Source organism: Streptomyces sp. NPDC027663, assembly GCF_055566415.1.
On record NZ_JBVHSK010000007.1, the window covers coordinates 226,554 to 244,931 of the forward strand.

At 71.7% G+C, this 18,378-nt stretch carries 14 protein-coding genes; 6 read left to right on the forward strand and 8 right to left on the reverse strand.

All coding sequences use genetic code 11. The annotated features are described in order from the left end of the window. Window positions 1-50: 50 nt before the first annotated feature. Complete coding sequence (locus ACZ4SF_RS21055) at window positions 51-3,137, forward strand: NACHT domain-containing protein (RefSeq protein ID WP_468386485.1); 3,087 nt, start codon at window positions 51-53, stop codon at window positions 3,135-3,137. A 75-nt stretch (window positions 3,138-3,212) separates the two neighbouring features. On the opposite strand, the gene ACZ4SF_RS21060 is transcribed toward ACZ4SF_RS21055, so the two are convergent. The 4 genes from ACZ4SF_RS21060 to ACZ4SF_RS21075 form a co-directional block, all read right to left on the reverse strand. Next, window positions 3,213-3,407 (reverse strand): acyl-CoA carboxylase subunit epsilon, encoded by a 195-nt coding sequence (locus ACZ4SF_RS21060; protein WP_468386487.1) that lies wholly within the window; start codon window positions 3,405-3,407, stop codon window positions 3,213-3,215. Window positions 3,408-3,464: 57 nt separating this feature from the next. After that, a complete protein-coding gene (locus ACZ4SF_RS21065; RefSeq protein WP_468386489.1) occupies window positions 3,465-5,060 on the reverse strand; it encodes an acyl-CoA carboxylase subunit beta in 1,596 nt (531 codons plus the stop codon). A gap of 154 nt (window positions 5,061-5,214) precedes the next feature. Continuing rightward, window positions 5,215-7,518, reverse strand: a complete 2,304-nt coding sequence (locus ACZ4SF_RS21070; RefSeq protein ID WP_468386492.1) for a polysaccharide lyase 8 family protein — start codon at window positions 7,516-7,518, stop codon at window positions 5,215-5,217. Between the two features lie 27 nt (window positions 7,519-7,545). Further along, window positions 7,546-8,052 (reverse strand): hypothetical protein, encoded by a 507-nt coding sequence (locus ACZ4SF_RS21075; protein ID WP_468386494.1) that lies wholly within the window; start codon window positions 8,050-8,052, stop codon window positions 7,546-7,548. A gap of 215 nt (window positions 8,053-8,267) precedes the next feature. Here ACZ4SF_RS21075 and ACZ4SF_RS21080 point away from each other — a divergent pair, with 215 nt between their 5' ends. Both ACZ4SF_RS21080 and ACZ4SF_RS21085 read left to right on the forward strand, forming a co-directional pair. After that, window positions 8,268-8,873 (forward strand): YceI family protein, encoded by a 606-nt coding sequence (locus tag ACZ4SF_RS21080; RefSeq protein WP_468386497.1) that lies wholly within the window; start codon window positions 8,268-8,270, stop codon window positions 8,871-8,873. Between the two features lie 817 nt (window positions 8,874-9,690). Then, a complete protein-coding gene (locus tag ACZ4SF_RS21085) occupies window positions 9,691-10,092 on the forward strand; it encodes a tetratricopeptide repeat protein (protein WP_468386499.1) in 402 nt (133 codons plus the stop codon). A gap of 9 nt (window positions 10,093-10,101) precedes the next feature. Here ACZ4SF_RS21085 and ACZ4SF_RS21090 read toward each other — a convergent pair whose 3' ends face one another. Together ACZ4SF_RS21090 and ACZ4SF_RS21095 are read right to left on the reverse strand one after the other, a co-directional pair. Further along, complete coding sequence (locus ACZ4SF_RS21090) at window positions 10,102-11,454, reverse strand: hypothetical protein (RefSeq protein WP_468386502.1); 1,353 nt, start codon at window positions 11,452-11,454, stop codon at window positions 10,102-10,104. A gap of 53 nt (window positions 11,455-11,507) precedes the next feature. After that, complete coding sequence (locus ACZ4SF_RS21095) at window positions 11,508-14,525, reverse strand: glycoside hydrolase family 3 protein (RefSeq protein WP_468386505.1); 3,018 nt, start codon at window positions 14,523-14,525, stop codon at window positions 11,508-11,510. Window positions 14,526-14,649: 124 nt separating this feature from the next. Between ACZ4SF_RS21095 and ACZ4SF_RS21100 the strand changes: the two genes are divergently transcribed. The 3 genes from ACZ4SF_RS21100 to ACZ4SF_RS21110 all read left to right on the forward strand — a co-directional run bounded on the left by ACZ4SF_RS21100 (window position 14,650) and on the right by ACZ4SF_RS21110 (window position 17,697). After that, window positions 14,650-16,515: a ricin-type beta-trefoil lectin domain protein gene (locus tag ACZ4SF_RS21100; RefSeq protein ID WP_468386507.1), complete on the forward strand. Its 1,866-nt coding sequence runs from the start codon at window positions 14,650-14,652 to the stop codon at window positions 16,513-16,515. A 15-nt stretch (window positions 16,516-16,530) separates the two neighbouring features. Next, complete coding sequence (locus tag ACZ4SF_RS21105; protein ID WP_468386509.1) at window positions 16,531-17,019, forward strand: hypothetical protein; 489 nt, start codon at window positions 16,531-16,533, stop codon at window positions 17,017-17,019. A 75-nt stretch (window positions 17,020-17,094) separates the two neighbouring features. Next, on the forward strand, window positions 17,095-17,697 hold the full coding sequence (locus ACZ4SF_RS21110) for a GOLPH3/VPS74 family protein (RefSeq protein WP_468386512.1): 603 nt from the start codon (window positions 17,095-17,097) through the stop codon (window positions 17,695-17,697). Between the two features lie 16 nt (window positions 17,698-17,713). Here the strand turns inward: ACZ4SF_RS21110 and ACZ4SF_RS21115 are convergent, their stop codons facing one another. Further along, on the reverse strand, window positions 17,714-17,842 hold the full coding sequence (locus ACZ4SF_RS21115; protein WP_468386514.1) for a hypothetical protein: 129 nt from the start codon (window positions 17,840-17,842) through the stop codon (window positions 17,714-17,716). Between the two features lie 100 nt (window positions 17,843-17,942). Beyond that, window positions 17,943-18,368, reverse strand: a complete 426-nt coding sequence (locus ACZ4SF_RS21120) for a VOC family protein (protein ID WP_468386515.1) — start codon at window positions 18,366-18,368, stop codon at window positions 17,943-17,945. Window positions 18,369-18,378 lie beyond the last annotated feature (10 nt).

Here is an 18,378-nt window from a genome sequence, read left to right on the forward strand (position 1 = left end):
TTTGTCGTACCCCCCTGCCACACTGGACGGCGCGATGGAGGGGGTGCGCGATGAGTGCTGAGGTGGCGGCATTACGTCTGGGCACGACCGTGGCGAGAGCCGCGGCCCAGATGTGGCTCGGGGGGAAGCGGCGGGAGCAGGAACGCCGGATGGACATGGCCGACCTGATCCGGCTGCGGGTGTCGGGGCTGCGCTTCCAGCGCGGTGTGCAACGGCAGTTCGAGGAGATCGCGGACGCGGTGTACGACCGGCTGGCGCCGTTCCTGGACAGGGAGTTCCCCGGCCTGGAGGAGAGCAGCCGGCAGGCCGTGGTCGACGGAGTGTGCGACACGTTCGCGGCGGCGGACCTGTCGGACGAGGCGATCCTGGCGGCGGACGCGAGACCGGCGGAGATCGTGCGCCGGGTGACGGGTTCGGTACGGCCGCCGGTGGGCCTCGGCGAGGCGGAAAGCCGCCTGTTCGAGGTGCTGTTCGCGGAGTGCGTCGAGTACTACGTCAGGATCGTGCAGGGCCTGCCGGTCTTCGAGGAACGGGCGCTGAGCGAGCTGCTGGCGCGTACGACGTCCTTGGGCGCACAGATCGCCCGCGTGCTGGAACGCCTGCCTGACCGCTCCCTGTTCGCGCCCGAGGGGACGGACCGGGACGGCGAGTTCCGGCGGCGTTATCTGGAGCTGGTCAGCAACAGCCTGGACGAGACGGAGCTGTTCCGGCGCACGTCCGACCGGGTGGGGGCACAGGTCCGGCTCTCGGTGGCCTACGTCAGCCTGCGTGCCACGGGCGACGACGGCAGCCGGCGCCGCCCGGCTCACGCCGTGCCCGCGCTGCGACACGACATGAGCCACTGGGAGGAGCCCGGCGACAGCGCGGGGATGCGGGTGGAAGCGGCTCTCGGCGGAGCCACCCGGGTGCTGCTGCGGGGCGAGGCCGGCTCGGGCAAGACGACACTGCTGCGCTGGCTGGCGATCACGGCGGCGCGCGGAGCCTTCACCGGCGAGCTGGCCGACTGGAACGGCCTGACACCGGTGTTCGTGAAACTGCGCGAGTACAGCGGGCGGGAACTGCCGAGGCCGGAGGCGATGCTGGACTCGGTGGCCGGGCAGATCACCGGGGTCATGCCGAAGGCGTGGGTGGAACGCCGGCTTGCCGACGGCAACGCCCTGCTGCTGATCGACGGCGTGGACGAACTGCTGGACGGCGAGCGGCGGGGCGTACGGGAGTGGCTGCGCGGGCTGCTGACGGCGTACGGAACGGTACGGGTCGTCGTCACCTCGCGTCCCGCTGCCGCACGTGCCGACTGGCTGCGCCGCGAGGACTTCACGGCACTGCACCTGGACCGTATGACCCCGCCCGACCTGGCGGCCTTCGTGCGGCAATGGCACCAGGCGGTACGGGAGCTGGGCGACGACCTGCCCTGTACCGCAGAACAACTCCCGCACTACGAGCAGTCGTTGCTGGCCAGTCTGAAGGACCGTCCACACCTTCGGTCCCTGGCGGGTACGCCGTTGCTGGCGGCGATGCTCTGCGCGATGCACCTCAACCGGGGCAGCCAGCTCCCCCGGGACCGGATGGAGCTGTACCGCAACGCCCTGCACACCCTGGTCCACGAACGGGACGCGGACCGGAACGTGCCGAGCGCGGTGGACAGCCGGCTGAGCCTGAACGACAAGCTGGTGCTGCTGCGGGACCTGGCGTGGCGGCTGTCCGACAACAACCGCAGCGTGATCGGGCTGGAGCAGGCGGCCGTGCACGTCGGCAGGAAGCTCACGGGGATGCGGCATCTGGAGGAGCAGGACGGTGCCCGGGTCCTGGAGCAGCTCCGGGACCGCGCGGGGATCCTCCGCTCCCCCGCCGAGGGCCGCCTGGACTTCGTCCACCGGACCTTCCAGGAGTACCTGGCCGCCGAGGAGGCCACCGAGGAGGACCGCATCGGCAACCTGCTCGAGCGGGCCCACCTGGATCTGTGGCGGGAGACGATCATCATGGCGGCGGGCCATGCGAACCGTCCGCAGCGGGAGGAACTGCTGGGCGGCGTCCTGGACCGGGCGCGGGACGAACCGCGGTACGGCAGGAAGCTGCGGTTGCTGGCGGCGGCCTGCCAGGAGACGGTACCGGAGGTGTCCGACGGGCTCGCCGAGCGGCTGGAGGAGGCGGTGTCCGGGCTTCTTCCGCCGCGACGGCAGACGGACCCGCCCGCGCTGGCGGCGGTCGGCCCGAGCCTGCTGCGGCGACTGCCGCGTTCCCTGCAGGATCTGACGTCGAAGTCGGCGGTACAGACGGTGCGTGTCGTGGCGCTGATCGGCGGGGAGGAGGCGCTGGGGCTGCTGGAGGGGTATGCGGAGGACGGGCGGCGGGACGTGGTGGCCGCGCTGATCGACGCGTGGGCCTATTTCGACGCGCACGCCTACGCCGACCGGGTGATGGGCCGGCTTCCGCTGGAACAGCACCTGGTGGTCCTGACGCACTCGGCCCAGCTGCGGGCGGCGGTGCGGCTGAGGTCGTTGACCACGCTGTGGATCAAGTGCGGTCTCCAGGACCTGTCCCTCCTCGCCGGGTTTCCTCCGCTCCAGGAGCTTGCGTGCGCCGTGCGAGGCACGGCCGACCTGTCCCCGCTGAAGGAGCACCCGGGGCTCGAGTTCTTCCAGTTGATCGGGGAGGCGTCGATCCGGCATCCGGAAGCCCTGGCCGATCTGCGGGCACTGCGCCTGGTGCAGTTGCCCGTGTCCGACCCCGACGGCATCAAGGATCTCCCGGTCCTGCCGGGGCTTCCCTCGCTGGCGCTCACGTACGTCTCGGCGGAGACCGGGCTGGGCTTCCTGAACCGGTTCGGTGGCCTCGAGTACCTGGCTCTCTTCGGTGTCCCGGACAGCGATCTGCCCGAACTCGCGCCCCTGTCGGCGGCGACCAGGCTGCGCGGCCTGCTGCTGTACGACTTCGCCGCCCGGGACCTGCCCCGCCGCCTGGTCGCGGCCTGCCCCGGACTCGTCAAGCTCGCGCTGACCCGGTGTTCGCTGCCCGGCGGACTGGACGGCCTGCGCACGATGACGCGGCTGAGACAGCTGGAACTGGCCGGCTGCGAGACGGGCGCGGGCACCGTCGCCCCACCGGACCTCCCCGGCGTCACCCTCACCCTGCGCTGAACACGGCACGGCTTCGGACACACCACGGCCCCGTCTCCCGAGCGGGAGGCGGGGCCGTGGGTCACGCCATGGAACTCAGTGCCAGCTGTGCGGTGCCCGGAAGCCGCCCTCGCGCTCCAGGCGGCGCCAGCCTGCCCTCGCGCGGCCGCGGTGGGTCTGGGCGGTGGGCTCGGGGCGGGCGGCGGCGCGGGCCATGAGGACGGCCGTGATGGCGGCGACTTCCTCGGGCTCGGCGTGGCCCTTCTCGACGCGGATGTCAGGAGTGCTCATGGGTGTCAGTCTCCGTGGGAGTGGGGTCCGCGGGGTTGCCGCGGCGGGTCCGCCGGGTTACTGCGGGGGGTTGCCGTGCTTGCGGGAGGGCAGGTCGGCGTGCTTGCTGTGCAGCATCGCCAGGGACTTGACCAGCACCTCGCGGGTCTCCGCGGGGTCGATGACGTCGTCGACCAGGCCTCGCTCGGCCGCGTAGTAGGGGTGCATCAGCTCGGCCTTGTACTCCTTGACCATCTTCTGACGCATGGCCTCGGGGTCCTCGGCCCCGGCGATCTGCCGGCGGAAGATGACGTTGGCCGCGCCTTCCGCGCCCATCACCGCGATCTCGTTCGTCGGCCAGGCGTAGGTGAGGTCGGCGCCGATCGACTGGGAGTCCATGACGATGTAGGCACCTCCGTACGCCTTGCGCAGGATGAGCGAAATCCTCGGCACGGTCGCGTTGCAGTAGGCGTACAGCAGCTTCGCGCCGTGGCGGATGATTCCGCCGTGCTCCTGGTCGACGCCGGGGAGGAACCCGGGGACGTCCAGGAAGGTGACGATCGGGATATTGAAAGCGTCACACATCTGAACGAAGCGCGCAGCTTTTTCACTCGCCTCGATGTCCAGGACACCGGCCAGGACCTGGGGCTGGTTGGCGATGATGCCGACCACCTGGCCGTCCAGGCGGGCCAGGGCGCAGATGATGTTGCGCGCCCAGCGCTCGTGGACCTCCAGGTACTCGCCGTCGTCGACGATCTCCTCGATGACCTTGGCCATGTCGTACGGCCGGTTGCCGTCGGCGGGGACGAGGTCCAGCAGGACGTCGCTGCGGCGCTCCACCGGGTCCGCGGAGTCCACCCGCGGCGGGTTCTCGCGGTTGTTCTGCGGCAGGAGCGAGAGGAGGTAGCGCACCTCGGCGATGCACGTCTCCTCGTCGTCGTACGCGAAGTGGCAGACGCCGGAGGTCTCGGCGTGGACGTCGGCGCCGCCCAGGCCGTTCTGGGTGATCTCCTCGCCGGTCACGGCCTTGACCACGTCCGGGCCGGTGATGAACATCTGGGAGGTCTCGCGGACCATGAAGACGAAGTCGGTGAGCGCCGGGCTGTAGGCCGCGCCGCCCGCGCACGGGCCGAGCATCACGCTGATCTGCGGGATGACGCCGGACGCCTTGGTGTTGCGCTGGAAGATGCCGCCGTAGCCGGCGAGGGCCGAGACGCCTTCCTGGATGCGGGCGCCGGCGCCGTCGTTGAGGGAGACCAGGGGCGCGCCGGCCGCGATGGCCATGTCCATGATCTTGTGGATCTTGGTGGCGTGGGCCTCGCCCAGCGCGCCGCCGAAGATCCGGAAGTCGTGCGCGTAGACGAAGACCGTACGGCCCTCGACCGTGCCCCAGCCGGTGATGACACCGTCGGTGTACGGCTTCTTGGCCTCCAGGCCGAAGCCGACCGCGCGGTGCCGGCGCAGCTGCTCGACCTCCTGGAAGGATCCGGGGTCGAGGAGCAGCTCGATGCGCTCCCGTGCCGTCAGCTTGCCCTTGGCGTGCTGGGCCTCGGTCGCCTTCTCGCTGGGGCCGGCCACGGCCCGGGCACGAATCTCGTGCAGCTCGGCGACCCGTCCGCGCGCGTCCGTCGGCTCACCGGTCGGCTCACCCGTCGTCTCTTCCAAAACGGTCATGTAGTGACCTTACGAAGGACCAGAAGGAATGCGAGCCGTCGACTCCGTACAGTCTCCGGCCCGTTTTCCTGGTACCAGTGAACAGAACCATCCCCGCATGCAGCCGTTCCGACTGCTCAGACGGCCGGGGCGTTGTAGGTGTGCCACAAAGCGGTCACCTGAGAGCCACCTCACATTCGTGTGTGGCACATGCCATCCCCGGAGTGACACGGACCCTCAAACGGCGGTCGGCCGACCGGACCTCGATACTGTCGTCGGCCCGTCGGACCGCGCGCACCGGATGGTTCCAGACCAGTTCCAGCGGGGCTCCGGTACGGGGCGGCTCGCTCACGCAGAGGGTGACCGTACGGCCCCGGCGGACGAGGAGCACGCTCGCGGCGGCGGAGACGGTGAGGCCCCCCACGGTACCGGCCCGCCAGAAGATGGCTCCGGTCAGGCCCAGGCGGGGCACGGCGACGGCCTGGCGGGCGGTGTCGTTGGCGAGGACGGACAGCCACTGCCGGTCGGCGGCCCGGGCGGCGGTCTCGGCACGGGAGGCGCCGGGCAGCAGGACGTAGGCGTACCGGGCGGCCGCCGGGTCGGTGCCGTGGTCGAGCCAGAGGGTCTGCCAGCGCCGGGTGCGCCGCTCGGTGCTGCCGGCGGTGTTGATGTCGGACCAGGCGCCGGTGCGGTCCTCGCGCAGGGCGCGCAGTTCGCCGCCGCACGGCAGGACCCATCCGCCGTGCTCCGCCAGGTGCGCCCAGTTCCCGCCGTGGACGAAGGGCTGCGTGCCGTTCTCGCCCAGGTTGCGGTTGTCCACGATCGTCTCGACCGGGACGCCGTCGGTGCAGCTGATCCCGGCGCCTAGGCAGACGACCGCGTCGGCGAGGAAGAACCAGGACGTGCGGGCCTCCAGGGTGGAGCCGAGGCCCTTGAGGTGCTGGCCGACGGCCGCCCAGCTGCCGTCGGTGGTGCCGCCGACCCAGCGGACGTCCGGCCTGGGGGCACCCCACTCACCGCCGGCCCGGTCGGCGAGCCGCCTGGTCGAGACGGTGGTGCCGGGCAGCCGGTACCAGTCGACGGTGGGCCAGTACCAGTCCGTGTACTGGTCGCCGCGGTCCCGCGGCCACCAGGAGAGCATGCCGGAGCCGGTGTGCCAGCCGCGCGGGTTCTCGCCGTTGCCGCATTCGTAGTGGGCGATGCGGTCGCTGGCCATGGCGAGGGCTGCGGTGAAGCGGGGCGTGCGGTGGACGGCTCGGTCCATGGCCGGGAAGAGGCGGTGGCCGAGGGGTTCGCGGATCGCGGGTCCGGGCGACGCCGCGATGGCGTGCAGCCGCGCGAGGTCGGCCACGCCGAACTGGCGTGATGTCAGGATCGGTACCGTCGTGTCCCGTTCGATCCATCCCTTGATGCGGCCGTGCCAGCGTTCCCGCTCGGGCTCGCTCGCGCCGGCCGCGAGGAGGGCGATGGCCGCGATGAGGGCCTGTCCGTGGTAGTGGTCGCTGCGCATGATCTGCTGGTCGTCCGAGTTCAGCCGGCCCCGGCTGATGGCACGGCCGTTGACGCAGTCCATCACCAGTCCGTCGTGGATCAGGGGCGCGTAGGCGTGCTCGACGCCGTCCAGGACGTTCTGCCGGGCGGGGTCCCGCACCTCCCACGCCGAACCGGCGAGCAGCGCGAACAGCCGTCCCAGGCCGTCGAGCAGGACCTGGCCGTACGTGCCGGAGTAGGCGACCCAGAGGTGCTGGACGAAGGAGCCGTCGGCGTAGAGGCCGTCGCCCCGGGTGACGTGGGGGAAGACCGGCGAGAGGGCGTCCCGGGCCAGGGAGATCCGGCCGGGGTCGCGCCCCAGGATGCCGCGCAGGGCGACCGAGCGGCACAGGTCGACACGGTTGGCGCCGGTGGAGGTGCCGGAGTAGTCGGTGAGCTGCGCGTCCGGGATGAAGTGGTCGACCGCGGCACAGGCCGCCGCGACGCGGGCCGGGCCGAGGTGGTCGTACAGGGCGGCCGTGATGTCCATGAGCGGACGGGGGCTGCCGATCTGCCACTCCCACCAGTTGCCGTAGGGGTTGGTGGCGGGGCGGTAGACGGTGCCGGAGAGGTGGTCGAGACCGCGGAGGAGGCCGGCGAGGAGTTGGGGGTCGCCGGTGGCGCCCGTGCCGCTGTGCACGTAGGCCTGGGCCATGGTCCACAGCCGGCCGTAGCTGAAGGTGATGCCGGACGGCGGGTCGAAGGGGTGGCCGGGCCAGAGCGAGGCGGGAGCGGGGGCCATGCCGGCCTGCATCTCCCGCGCCTGGTGCCCGAGTCGGGCGAGCCGGGAGGCGTACGGCTCGGCGGCCGGGTCGTATCCCGTGCCCAGGGCGATGCCGAGCCAGCGGCGGCGCAGGACGTCGTACGGGTCGTCGGCCGCCCGCGCGCCGGGCGCGGGCGTCGCGGCGAGGGCGGCGGCCAGCAGCAACGCGCGCCGGGTCATGCCCATGGGCCGGTCACCGCCCTCCCCGCCGGATCAGCAGCCGCCGCAGTTGTAGTACAGGACGTCCCAGTGGTTGCCCTCGTCGGCGTAGATGTTCCCGGAGCCGGACTTGTACTGCGGGGCGCCGTCCCCGCGGAGCCCGATGTAGGTGAAGTTGTTCTTGATGTACGACGTGAGGCAGGTGTTCTTGCCGTAGTCGAGTTTGTAGCCGTTCCAGTGCGAGTAGGTGCCCGAGGCGTGGCCCGTCTCCGTGCCGCCGGTGATGTTGAGGGCGCAGCCGCCGGCTCCCTTGAGGGTCTGGGCGCCCTGGGCCGTGGCGAGGTTGAGCTGCTCGAAGGACGTGCAGGTGGGGTTGTTGCGGTCGGAGCAGTTGCCCGAGGAGGACCAGGTGATGCCGGCGTTGCGGAACATCTGGGTGGCGGTGGCGTGGCTGATCTTGGTGACGGCGAACGCGTCGCCCGCGGCGCCGACGACGGCGACGCCGGGCGCGACGACGAGGGCGAGAGCGGTCAGAAGGGTGCGGACCTTCAACGGCTTCATGGGGACCTTCCTGCGGTGGGCCGTGCTGTTTCCCGGGTCGGCTGTGCAGGTGGTGCAGCCAGATGGTGCCCGAGGCGCCGCCGGTCCGCCAGGGGGTTGAACAGGGTGACTGTGTGCAACGAGGAAAACACGTTCCGGATGATGTTGAAAACTGAACAGAATGGGTCTACCGTCGAAGACGCACGCTTGGTTTAACGTTCAACAAGGAGCACGCCATGGGCATCTTCAACCGCAAGGCCGCCACCCCCGCCCCCGCCGCACCGGTTGCCGCCGGCCCCGACCTGACCGCACTGAGCGGCGACTACACGATCGACCCGTCCCACAGCACGATCGGCTTCGTCGCCCGGCACGCCATGGTCACCAACGTCAAGGGCAACTTCTCGGACTTCACCGGCACGCTGCACCTGGACGGCGCCGCCCCCACCGAGTCCACCGCCACCATCGACGTCCAGATGGCGAGCATCGACACCGGCAACGCCGACCGTGACGGTCACCTGAAGTCGGCCGACTTCTTCAAGATCGACGAGTTCCCCGCGATGACGTTCCGCTCCACCAAGGCGGAGGCCCTGGGCGGCGACGACTACCGCATCACCGGCGACCTGTCCCTGCTCGGCGTCACCAAGCAGCTCACCATCGACCTGGAGTTCAACGGCGCCGCGAAGGACCCGTTCGGCAACGAGCGCGTCGGCTTCGAGGGCAAGGCCGAGATCCTGCGCTCCGAGTGGGGCCTGACCTGGAACGCCGCGCTGGAGACGGGCGGCGTCCTGATCTCCGACAAGATCAAGCTGGTCTTCGACATCTCGGCGATCAAGAGCGCGTGAGCCCGCGGCGGCGACAACGCCGGTGACCTCCGCCCCTCCGGCAGGTTTCCGGCATTGTCTTCCACGCGGCGCGGACGGTGCACCACGATGAACCGGTGAGCGCCGGCGACCACATCGACTTTCGCGACGGCACCTTCAACGACCCCGTGATCGGCAAGGTGGAGCACAACTACGGTCCCGCTCCGACCAGCCTCGCCGCGCTGCCGGCCGCGCCCGCCTTCTTCACCGGAGGTGCCGACCACGGCCGGCCAAGCCGTGCTGTCCCTGCTGCGGGCGCTCGGGGTGCGCGACGCGGACACGCCGCCGACCCCGGAGGAGCGGTACGCCGTCTACCGGTCGCGGCTGGCGGAACGCGAGCCGGTGCTGATCGTGCTCGACAACGCGTCGGCTCCCGAGCAGATCGCGCCCCTGCTCCCGGGTGGTGGCCCAGGTCAACGGGTCCTGGTCACCTCGCGGGACGTCCTGGACTCCCTTCCGGTACGGCAGTTGCGGATCCAGGTTCTGGAACCCGGGGCCGCACGGGATCTCGTCGAGCGGCTGCTGACGGAGTTCGATCCGACTGATCGCCGGGCGACCGATGAGCCGGAGGCGGTAGCCGAACTCTGCGAGCTGTGCGGCGGTTTGCCCCTCGCCCTGCTGATCGCCGCCCAGCTGCTACGACGCCGCAGGCACCGGCCCGTCGCCACCCTCACCGCCGAGTTGCGCAGGGCGGCCGACCGGGCGCGGACGCTGCGGGCACGGGGTGTGGACCAGTACGGGAGGGAGCTGGGCAACACTGCTCGTCCAGCTAGGACGACTGGACGAAGCCGAGGACTGCGTGCGCCAGGCCCTCGGTACCTACAGTCGGCGCGGCAACCGGCGCGGCGAGGCAGCCACCCAGAACAGTCTCGGCGTCGTCCTGAACCAGCTCGGCCGCCACGAGGAAGCGGCCACGGCCCACGTCCGTGCACTGGTTCTCTCCAGCGAGGCGCACGACAACCATGGGGCGGCCCAGGCGATGAACGGCTTCGGCCGGGCGTTGACGCACCTCGACCGGTATGACGAGGCGAGGCCGTCGGAGCATTCGAGCGAGGCGGTTACCCCCGCTTCGCCGACTCCGCCCGCCAACAGGCTCAGCGGCTCGGCTAGCCGAACTCACACCACACGGTCCTGCCCGCTGAAGCCGAATCCGAACGGGTCCGCCACGCCACCCGGCGGAAGATCGTCCGGTCTCATGTGAAGTGACCGTTCAGAAGCCGCCGCCGAAGTCTCCGCCTCCGCCCCCGCCGAAGTCGCCGCCTCCGTCCCCGAACCCTCCCCCGAAGTCTCCTGAGTCGAAGTCGGTGCCGGAGACGTCGCCGCCCTCGTACCCGCCGCCGAAGTCGCCGTACCCGGTGCCGTAGTCGGCGGCGTACGTGGGCGTCGCCATCATGCCGCCGAGCAGGGTGCCGACGAGGAGGCCGGGGAGGAGGCCGCCGCCGAAGTAGCCGCCCGCCCAGGGGCCGTAGGCCGGGCCCGCGTCCCAGTAGGGGCGGCGGCCGTAGTCGGTGTCGACCTCGCGGATCACGGGGTCGCGGCCGTCGGCCAGACGGGTGGCGTCGGCCGCGCAGACCGGGACCTGGCGCGGGGCGCCGCCGGGCGGTGTCCAGGTGGCGTCGGAGGCCGAGGGGCCGTGGCGGGGGTCGAAGAAGCACGGCGGCCGGCGCTCCGGGAGGGGGCGGTGCTCGCGGCGGGCGGCCAGCTGGGCCAGGGAGAAGCGGCCGTCCTCCAGCACCTCGGTGACCGGCCTGACGTCCTCCGGTCTGCGTGCGGCGGACATTCGCTGCTTGGCGGTCTCGTAGGCGTCCAGGGCGCGCTCGTAGTCGGCGCGCATCGCGTCGTCGGCGCCCGGTTCCGAAGGGTGGAAGTCCAGGCGGTCGAGTTCCTCGCCGAACGCGGTGATGTCCTCGTCCACGACCACCCGCAGCCGGTCCAGGGCGGCCCGCTGCTCGTCCTCGCGGCGCCTGCGGCCGCGGCGGACCAGTGCGTACGCGCCCGCGCCGCCGATCACCAGCACCGCGCCCGCCGCGATCAGCGCCGTGGTGGAGGCACCGCCGCCGTCGCGGGCCGAACCGCCCCAGCTGCTCGGGGCGTGGCCGCCCATGTTGGCCAGGGCACGGTCGGTGAAGTCGGTCAGCTGGGCCTTGGCGTCCTCGCCCTGGACGCTGCGGACCAGGTTCTGCCGGGCGCCGGCCGACATGACGGAGGAGTCGGCGCGGGCGTCGAAGCGGTCACCGAGGCGGATGCCGTACAGGCCGGTGACGCCGGTCGCGGAGCGCAGGTCGGTGAAGAGGTTCGTGGTGCGGTATCCGTCCGGGAGGACCGCGATGAACAGGGGTCTGTCCGCGTCCTTGATGCGGTCGGCGAGGGTGTCGGCGTCCGCGGCGGACAGCTGGTCGCGGGCCGCCGGGTCGACGTAGACGGGACTTTCGCGCAGGGCACGGGCGATCGCGGAGACGCTGGTGTCCGCGCTCGCGACGGGCGCGCAGACGGTCGCCAGCACCAGGGCGAGGACGGCCAGGAGCAGGGCGGGGAGGCTTCGGATCCGCGGCACGGCCTTCATACCTCGAAACTACCCGAAGCCTCCCCAAAGCGGTCATTCGTCCGGGCCTCGGGTCAGGCCGCCCGATAGGCCTCGGCCAGCTTCTGCACCGCCTTTCCGTATCGTCCGGTCAGCAGCAGGTGGTCGGCGTCCGCGAAGGGCGCGGCCACCCCCTGGGTGAGGTGGCCGGCCGCCCTCTGCTGGACGAGCAGCCGGGCCCTGGTCACCAGCTCGCGCCCGGTGCGGTCGTCCCCGTGCCGCTCGGCCGCCGCCGCCCGGGCCGCGAGGTCGCGCAAGGCGGCCGTACCGCCCTTCGGGACCGGGGTGAGGGTAGTCAGGCCCCAGCCGTAGGGGAACTGCGGGTCGTACGACGTGTCACCGACGTTGACCGGCAGCTGGGACTCCGACTTCGGCCAGGTGACCGGGAGCTGTCCGGTGAAGGGGCGCCTGCCGTAGAGGACGTCGGCGACGCCCTCGCCCTCGGTGCCGGGCAGCCAGGAGGCGACCAGGGCGTCGATGTCGTCGAGCCGGTCGCCGATCAGCTGCGGGCGGCCGGAGACGATCAGCACCGCGCACTTCATGGCCGCGCACACCTTGTCCACGGCCGCCTGGTCGGCCGCGGACAGCTTCAGGTCGTGGCCGTTGCCGACGTCGCCGACGCCCTCGGCGTACGGGGTCTCGCCGACGACGACCACCCCCACGTCGTGGCCGGCGGTCGGGGCGGAGGCGTCCTTGGAGTAGGTGACGTTCCCGCCCGCCTTGCGCAGGCCCTGCAGGACGGTCGTGCCGGGGACGGTGTTCCCGGAGGCACCCTGCCAGGTGAGGGTCCAGCCGCCGGTCTGGTTGCCGATGTCGTCGGCGTCGGACCCGGCGACGTACACCTTCGCGCTCTTCTCCAGCGGCAGCAGCCCGCCCGCGTTCTTCAGCAGCACCTGCGACGCGGCGACGGCCTGGCGGGCGACCTCCCGGTGCCCGGCGGAGCCGATGGCGGCGGCACCGGAGGTGTCGGCGTAGGGGTGCTCGAAGAGCCCGAGCCGGAACTTCTGGGTGAGGATGCGGGAGACGGCGTCGTTCACGCGGTCCTCGCCGATCCGGCCCGCCTTCACCTCGTCGACGAGCGTGGCGGTGAAGTCCTTGTAGGAGTACGGCACCATCATCATGTCGACGCCCGCGTCGACCGAGGACCGGACATGGGCGGCGCGGTCGCCGGGGAGCTGGTCGATGGCGTTCCAGTCGCTGACGACGAAGCCGTCGAAGCCCATCCGGTCCTTGAGCACGCCGTTGATCATGTCGCCGCGGACGTGCATCTTCACCGCGCCCTTGCCGTCGCCGGCGATGTCCAGCGAGGAGTACGACGGCATGACCGTGCCGATGCCCCGTTCGACGGCCTCCCGGTACGGCGCCAGGTGGATGTCCTGCAGCTGCTTGCGGGTGACCTTGGTGACGCCCTGGTCGATGGTGTACGTCCCGGTGGTGGAGGAACCGTACGCGGTGCCGCCGTCGCCGACGAAGTGCTTGGCGGTGGCGAGCACCTTGTCGTCGCGCCTCAGGTCCCGGCCGTCGGCCCGGCCCTGGAGGCCCTGGATCACGGTCTCCATGGACTCGACCAGCGCCGGGTCCTCACCGAAGGACTCGTAGGAGCGGCCCCAGCGTTCGTCGCGGCTCACGCACAGGCAGGGCGCGAAGTCCCAGGGGATGCCGGTCGCGCGGACCTCGGCGGCCGTGACCGACCCCGTCCGCCGGGCGAGCCGGGGGTCCCGGGTCGCGCCGATGCCGATGTTGTGCGGCATGACGGTGGCGCCGGAGAGGTTGTTGTGGCCGTGCACCGCGTCGACGCCGTAGATCAGCGGGATCTGCAGGCGCGTGGCGCGGGTGCGCAGCTGGAAGGCGTCGATCATCTTCGCCCACGCCTCGGGGGTGTTGGGCGTGGGTGTCGAGCCGCCGCCGGAGAGCAGCGAGCCGAGGGTGTAGGCGGTGACGTCGCTCCCCTGGCCGACCGCGCCGCGCTCGGCCTGGGTCATCTGGCCGGCCTTCTCCGCCAGGGACATCCGGCCCAGCAGGTCGGCCACCCGCTTCTTCACCGGCAACCGGGCGTCCAGGTACGGCAGTCCGTGCGCGTCGACCACGATCTGCGGGGTCTCCGCGGGGGCCTTCGCGCCGGTGACCGTGAGCGTGAGCGGGACGGTCTCGGCGGCTTCGGCCGCCCGGTCGCGGCGGGTGGGCACCTCGATGGTCCGCACGGCGCCGGACGCGGTGCCGACCGGGAACGTGAGGGTGCCGGAGACGGGCGTGTAGTCCTTGCCCGCGGTCGCCGTGCCCTCGCCCGTGGCGTAGGTGACCGTCACCGGGCCGGTGAGGGGCTGGGCGCCGGTGGTGGCCACGGTGATCTTCACCTCGGCCGTCTCGCCCTCCCGGACCGTGTGTACGGGTGCGTCGGTGCCGACGGAGGCGCGCAGCGACTGGTCGGCCGTGCCGTACAGCTCCACGTCGTCCATGGCGAAGTCGCCCTTGGCACCGGCCGGGAGGGTGACGGCGTAGCCCCACATCTCCTTGAGGCCGAGGACGTGGTCGATGCCGCCGACGGGCTGGTAGTCGGTGCGGTAGGCGAAGTCCGTGAAGGGAAGCTCGATCCGCTTCCAGCCGGTGAAGTCGTCGGTGAAGGACGCGGTCCAGAGTTCGGACGCCTCGCCGTGGGCGCCGCCGTCCTTGATCTCGAAGGTGGTCTTCTTGCCGTTGTTCCGGCCGTCCCACCACAGGCGGATGCCCTGGTGGGCGGACCAGTCGTGGGCCGGTGCGGTGGCGGCGAAGTCGTGCGTGAAGCCGCCGTAGCCGCTGATGTCGTAACTGCCGGCGAGGACCTTGCCGCCCCCCGGGGCGTCGGCGCGGTCCGCGAGCCGGAGGGCGGGCGGGTCGTCGGCGTCGCCGCCCCAGGTGAAGATGCCCTCGGCCGGCTGGGCGGCGAAGGGGACCTCGCCCTCGAAGCGGTCGACGGGGACAGGCGTGGGCGCGGGATCGCCGGCCGCCTGGGCGGCGGTCAGCGGCAGCAGGGTGGCGAGCAGGGCCCCGGAGACGAGCAGGGCGGTTCTTGGCATGGACCTTCCCTAAGCACTCGTGGTTCACTCATGACTTAGATCACGTCGTGAGTTAACTAACGGCACACACAGCCGTCAAGACGACCCGTCAGCTTTGCCGACCCGAGAGGAAGGGCGACGCACCATGAGGAGAACCCCCCGCGCCGTCCGGCTGCTGCTGGCCGGACTGCTCTCCGCCGCCGGTGCCGGCGTGGCCGTACCCCCCGCACAAGCGGCCGGTGAGCAGGTCACCGCCTATCTCACCACCACCGACGACTCCGCCGGCCGGCACGTCGTACGCGGCCTCCAGGCGCAGACGCCGTTCGCCTTCCAGTCCGGGACGGGCGGCAGCGGCGAGAACATCACCGTGGACGAGAACACGCGGTACCAGACCTTCACCGGTGGCGGCGCGTCCTTCACGGACACCGCGGCCTGGCTCATGAACAGCAGCGGCGCGCTGTCGCAGTCGACCCGGGACGCGACCATGCGCAAGCTGTTCTCCCCCACCGACGGCATCGGTCTTTCGTTCCTGCGCAACCCCATGGGCGCCTCCGACCTCGCGCGCTACGGCTACACCTACGACGACGTACCGGCCGGCCAGACCGACCCGTCACTGACGAAGTTCTCCCTCGCGCACGACCTGGCGGACGTGGTGCCGCTGACGAAGCAGGCGTTGCGGCTGAACCCGTCCCTGACCGTCATGGCTTCGCCGTGGACGGCACCGGCCTGGATGAAGGACAGCGGCTCGCTCAACGGCGGCTGGCTGAAGGCCGAGGACTACGGGGCGTACGCCTCCTACTTCGTGAAGTACCTCCAGGGGTACAAGGACCAGGGCGTCGACGTCTCCTACGTCACCGTGCAGAACGAACCCACCTGTTGTTCCGGCTACCCGTCGATGAGCTGGAACGCGAGCGGGCTCGCCTACTTCACGAAGAACGAGCTGCTGCCGAGGCTGCAGTCGGCGGGCCTTGCCACCAAGGTGCTGGCGCACGACTGGAACTGGGACGTCTACGACTCCTACGCCGCCCAGGCCGTGGACGACGCGGCCGTGCGCAGCCACCCCAATTTCGGCGGCGTAGCCTGGCACGGCTACGGCGGTGACATCGCCAAGCAGACGACCGTGCACAACCAGTACCCCTCGCTGGACGCCTTCGGCACCGAGCATTCCGGCGGCACCTGGATCGCCAACCAGCAGCGCGAGGACATGTCCGACATCATCGACTACACCCGCAACTGGGCGAAGTCGGTGACCAAGTGGTCGCTGGCCGTGGACCAGAACAAGGGCCCGCACAACGGCGGTTGCGGCACCTGCACCGGTCTGATCACCGTGCACAACGGAGACGGCGCGAGCGGGACGGTCGACTACACGGTCGAGTACTACACCATGGGCCACCTGACCAAGTTCGTCCGCCCCGGCGCCCAGCGGATCGCCTCCACGGCGTCCACCGCGGTGCCGAACGTGGCCTGGCGCAACCCGGACGGCAGCAAGGCGCTGATCGCCTACAACGACGCGTCCTCGGCGAAGACGGTCACCATCAACTGGGGGTCTCAGCACGCCACTTACTCGCTGCCCGGCAAGACGTCGGCCACCTTCACCTGGTCCGGCACCCAGTCCGGCGGTGGCGGCACGACCGGCGCCTTCGTGGGACTGGCCGGCAAGTGCCTGGACGTGGCGGGCGGTTCCAGCGCCAACGGTACGGCGGTGCAGCTCTACGACTGCAACGGCACCACGGCTCAGCAGTGGACCGTGCAGGCCGACGGCTCGGTCCGGGCGCTCGGCAAGTGCCTGGACGTGGTCTCCGGTTCGACGGCGGACGGAGCCAAGGTGCAGTTGTACGACTGCAACACAACCGGTGCCCAGCGGTGGTCGTACAACGCGTCCACGGGTGATGTGGTGAACGCGGCGGCGGACAAGTGCCTCGACGTCATGGACAATTCGTCGGCGAACGGGGCCCGGGCGCAGATCTGGTCCTGCACGGGGGCCGCCAACCAGAAGTGGACTCTACGGTAGGCGGGACACCGGACCATGAGACGCACGGGGGCCGTGGCGGCGGGGATCGTCGGCGGGATGCTGCTGCTCAGCGGCTGTGGCGCCGTCGACCTGCCGCTCGCGGGGATACGGGCCGGGGCGGACGGGACGCCGTACGCGGTGTTCCGCCCGTGCGGCGACGACGCCTACCAGGGCCCGCACCTGGACGGGCGGCCCCCCGGTGCCGGGGAAGGTCCCGCCACCGCCGGATGGGACGCGGGGAAGAAAGGTCTGCACGGCGACGCCGGCTTCCCCCTCTTCGACCCGCCCGCCCGCTGGGAGGCCCGGCACCGGGGTCCCCAGCGGCTGCGGCCCCGGCACACCTGTCAACTCGGGTTCGGGCACTACGTCACCGGCGACTCCTACAACGCGGTCGTGGAGTTCACCACCGAACAGATCGTCCGGCTGAAGCCGGGCCAGGTCTGGGCGGACGGACGGGCGATGAGTTCGCGCGCGTTCGAGCGGCTCGCCGAGGACGCGTGCTGAGCGGCGGCCGCCCGGCGGCTGGGGGACGATGAGGAGGACCGCCCGTTCCCGGCACCCGGCGACCCTGGAGTCCTCATGACGACACCGCAGGATCTGTTCCTCGTCAGCCTGGACATCCCCCGCGAGCAGCCCGTCGAGCAGGGTGATCTGTCGCTGGCGCTGGCCGGGGCCGAGCTGATCGACCTCCTCGGCGCCCGGGCGCTCACCCTGGAGGACGGGCGGATCGTGCCGGGGCCGGTGCTGACCACGGGTGACCGGCTGCTGGACGAGGCGGGAGCCGCGCTGGTCCGCACGGAGCCGTACGAGTCGGTCGAGGACTGGCTGTGGCGGCGCGGGCAGGGGCTGGCCACGGCCTACCGGGACGTCCTGGAGTCCGAGGGGCAGCTCACCGGGAAGCGCCGGCGCTGGTTCGCGCTGCACGACCGGGACGACCCCACGGCCGACACCCCCGCCCGCCGGCACGCGGCCGACCGCTGGTGGTCCCACGAGCCCGTCCTCGCCGGCCTCGCCTCCACCCTGGGCATCCCGGACGACCGCCCGGCCGCAGCCGAGCCCGATGACGAGCCGGTCGTCACCGTGCTGGTGGCGGTCGGCGACGCGGTGACCGAGCTGGAGGCGGTGCGCGAGCGGCGCCGGATCGAGAACGTCGCCTTCGACAACATCTGGCGGGCGCCCTGAGCGACACGGGAGCGGCTCAGCCGCAGGGGACCCGATCGGCCCGCACGGCGTCGGCCGAGCCGCGCAGCAGCAGCAGCAGCAGCAGCAGCAGCCGAGCGTGACAGGTCCGCTGAGCCTCAGGGGCCGGCCGCGGCCCACCGGACAAGCCAGCTCCCCCGGACTGGCCGCGGCCCACGGGACAAGCCGGCCCCGTCGGACCGGCCGCGCCCCACCGGACAAGCCGGCCCCTTCGAACCGGCCGCGGCTCACAGGATCAGCTGGCCGATGCCCAGCAGGTTCCCCTCGCTGTCCCGGAACCACGCGCCCCACTCCCCGCGCGCACCCTTGGTCGGGTAGTTGCCCTCGATCTCGGCGATGCCGTCCCGGGTGCGGAATCCGGGCACGTCCACCTCCTCGAAGAGGACGCCCCGGCGGCGCAGCTCCGTCACGGCCGCCTGGATGTCGTCCACCTCGAAGGCCATCTGGGTGAAGGTGCCGGGCGAGGCCCCCGTCGAGCGGAACACGACGAAGTCCACGCCCGCGCACCGGTACAGCAGCCCGCCGGGCCGCTCGTCCACCGGGTACAGGCCGAGCTTCTCGGCGTAGAAGCGGCGGGCCCGGTCCAGGTCCCGCGCGGGCAGCCGGGTCGCCACTCGGGCCCCGGACAGTACGTCACTCGCGTCTGAGGTCATGCCTCCACTG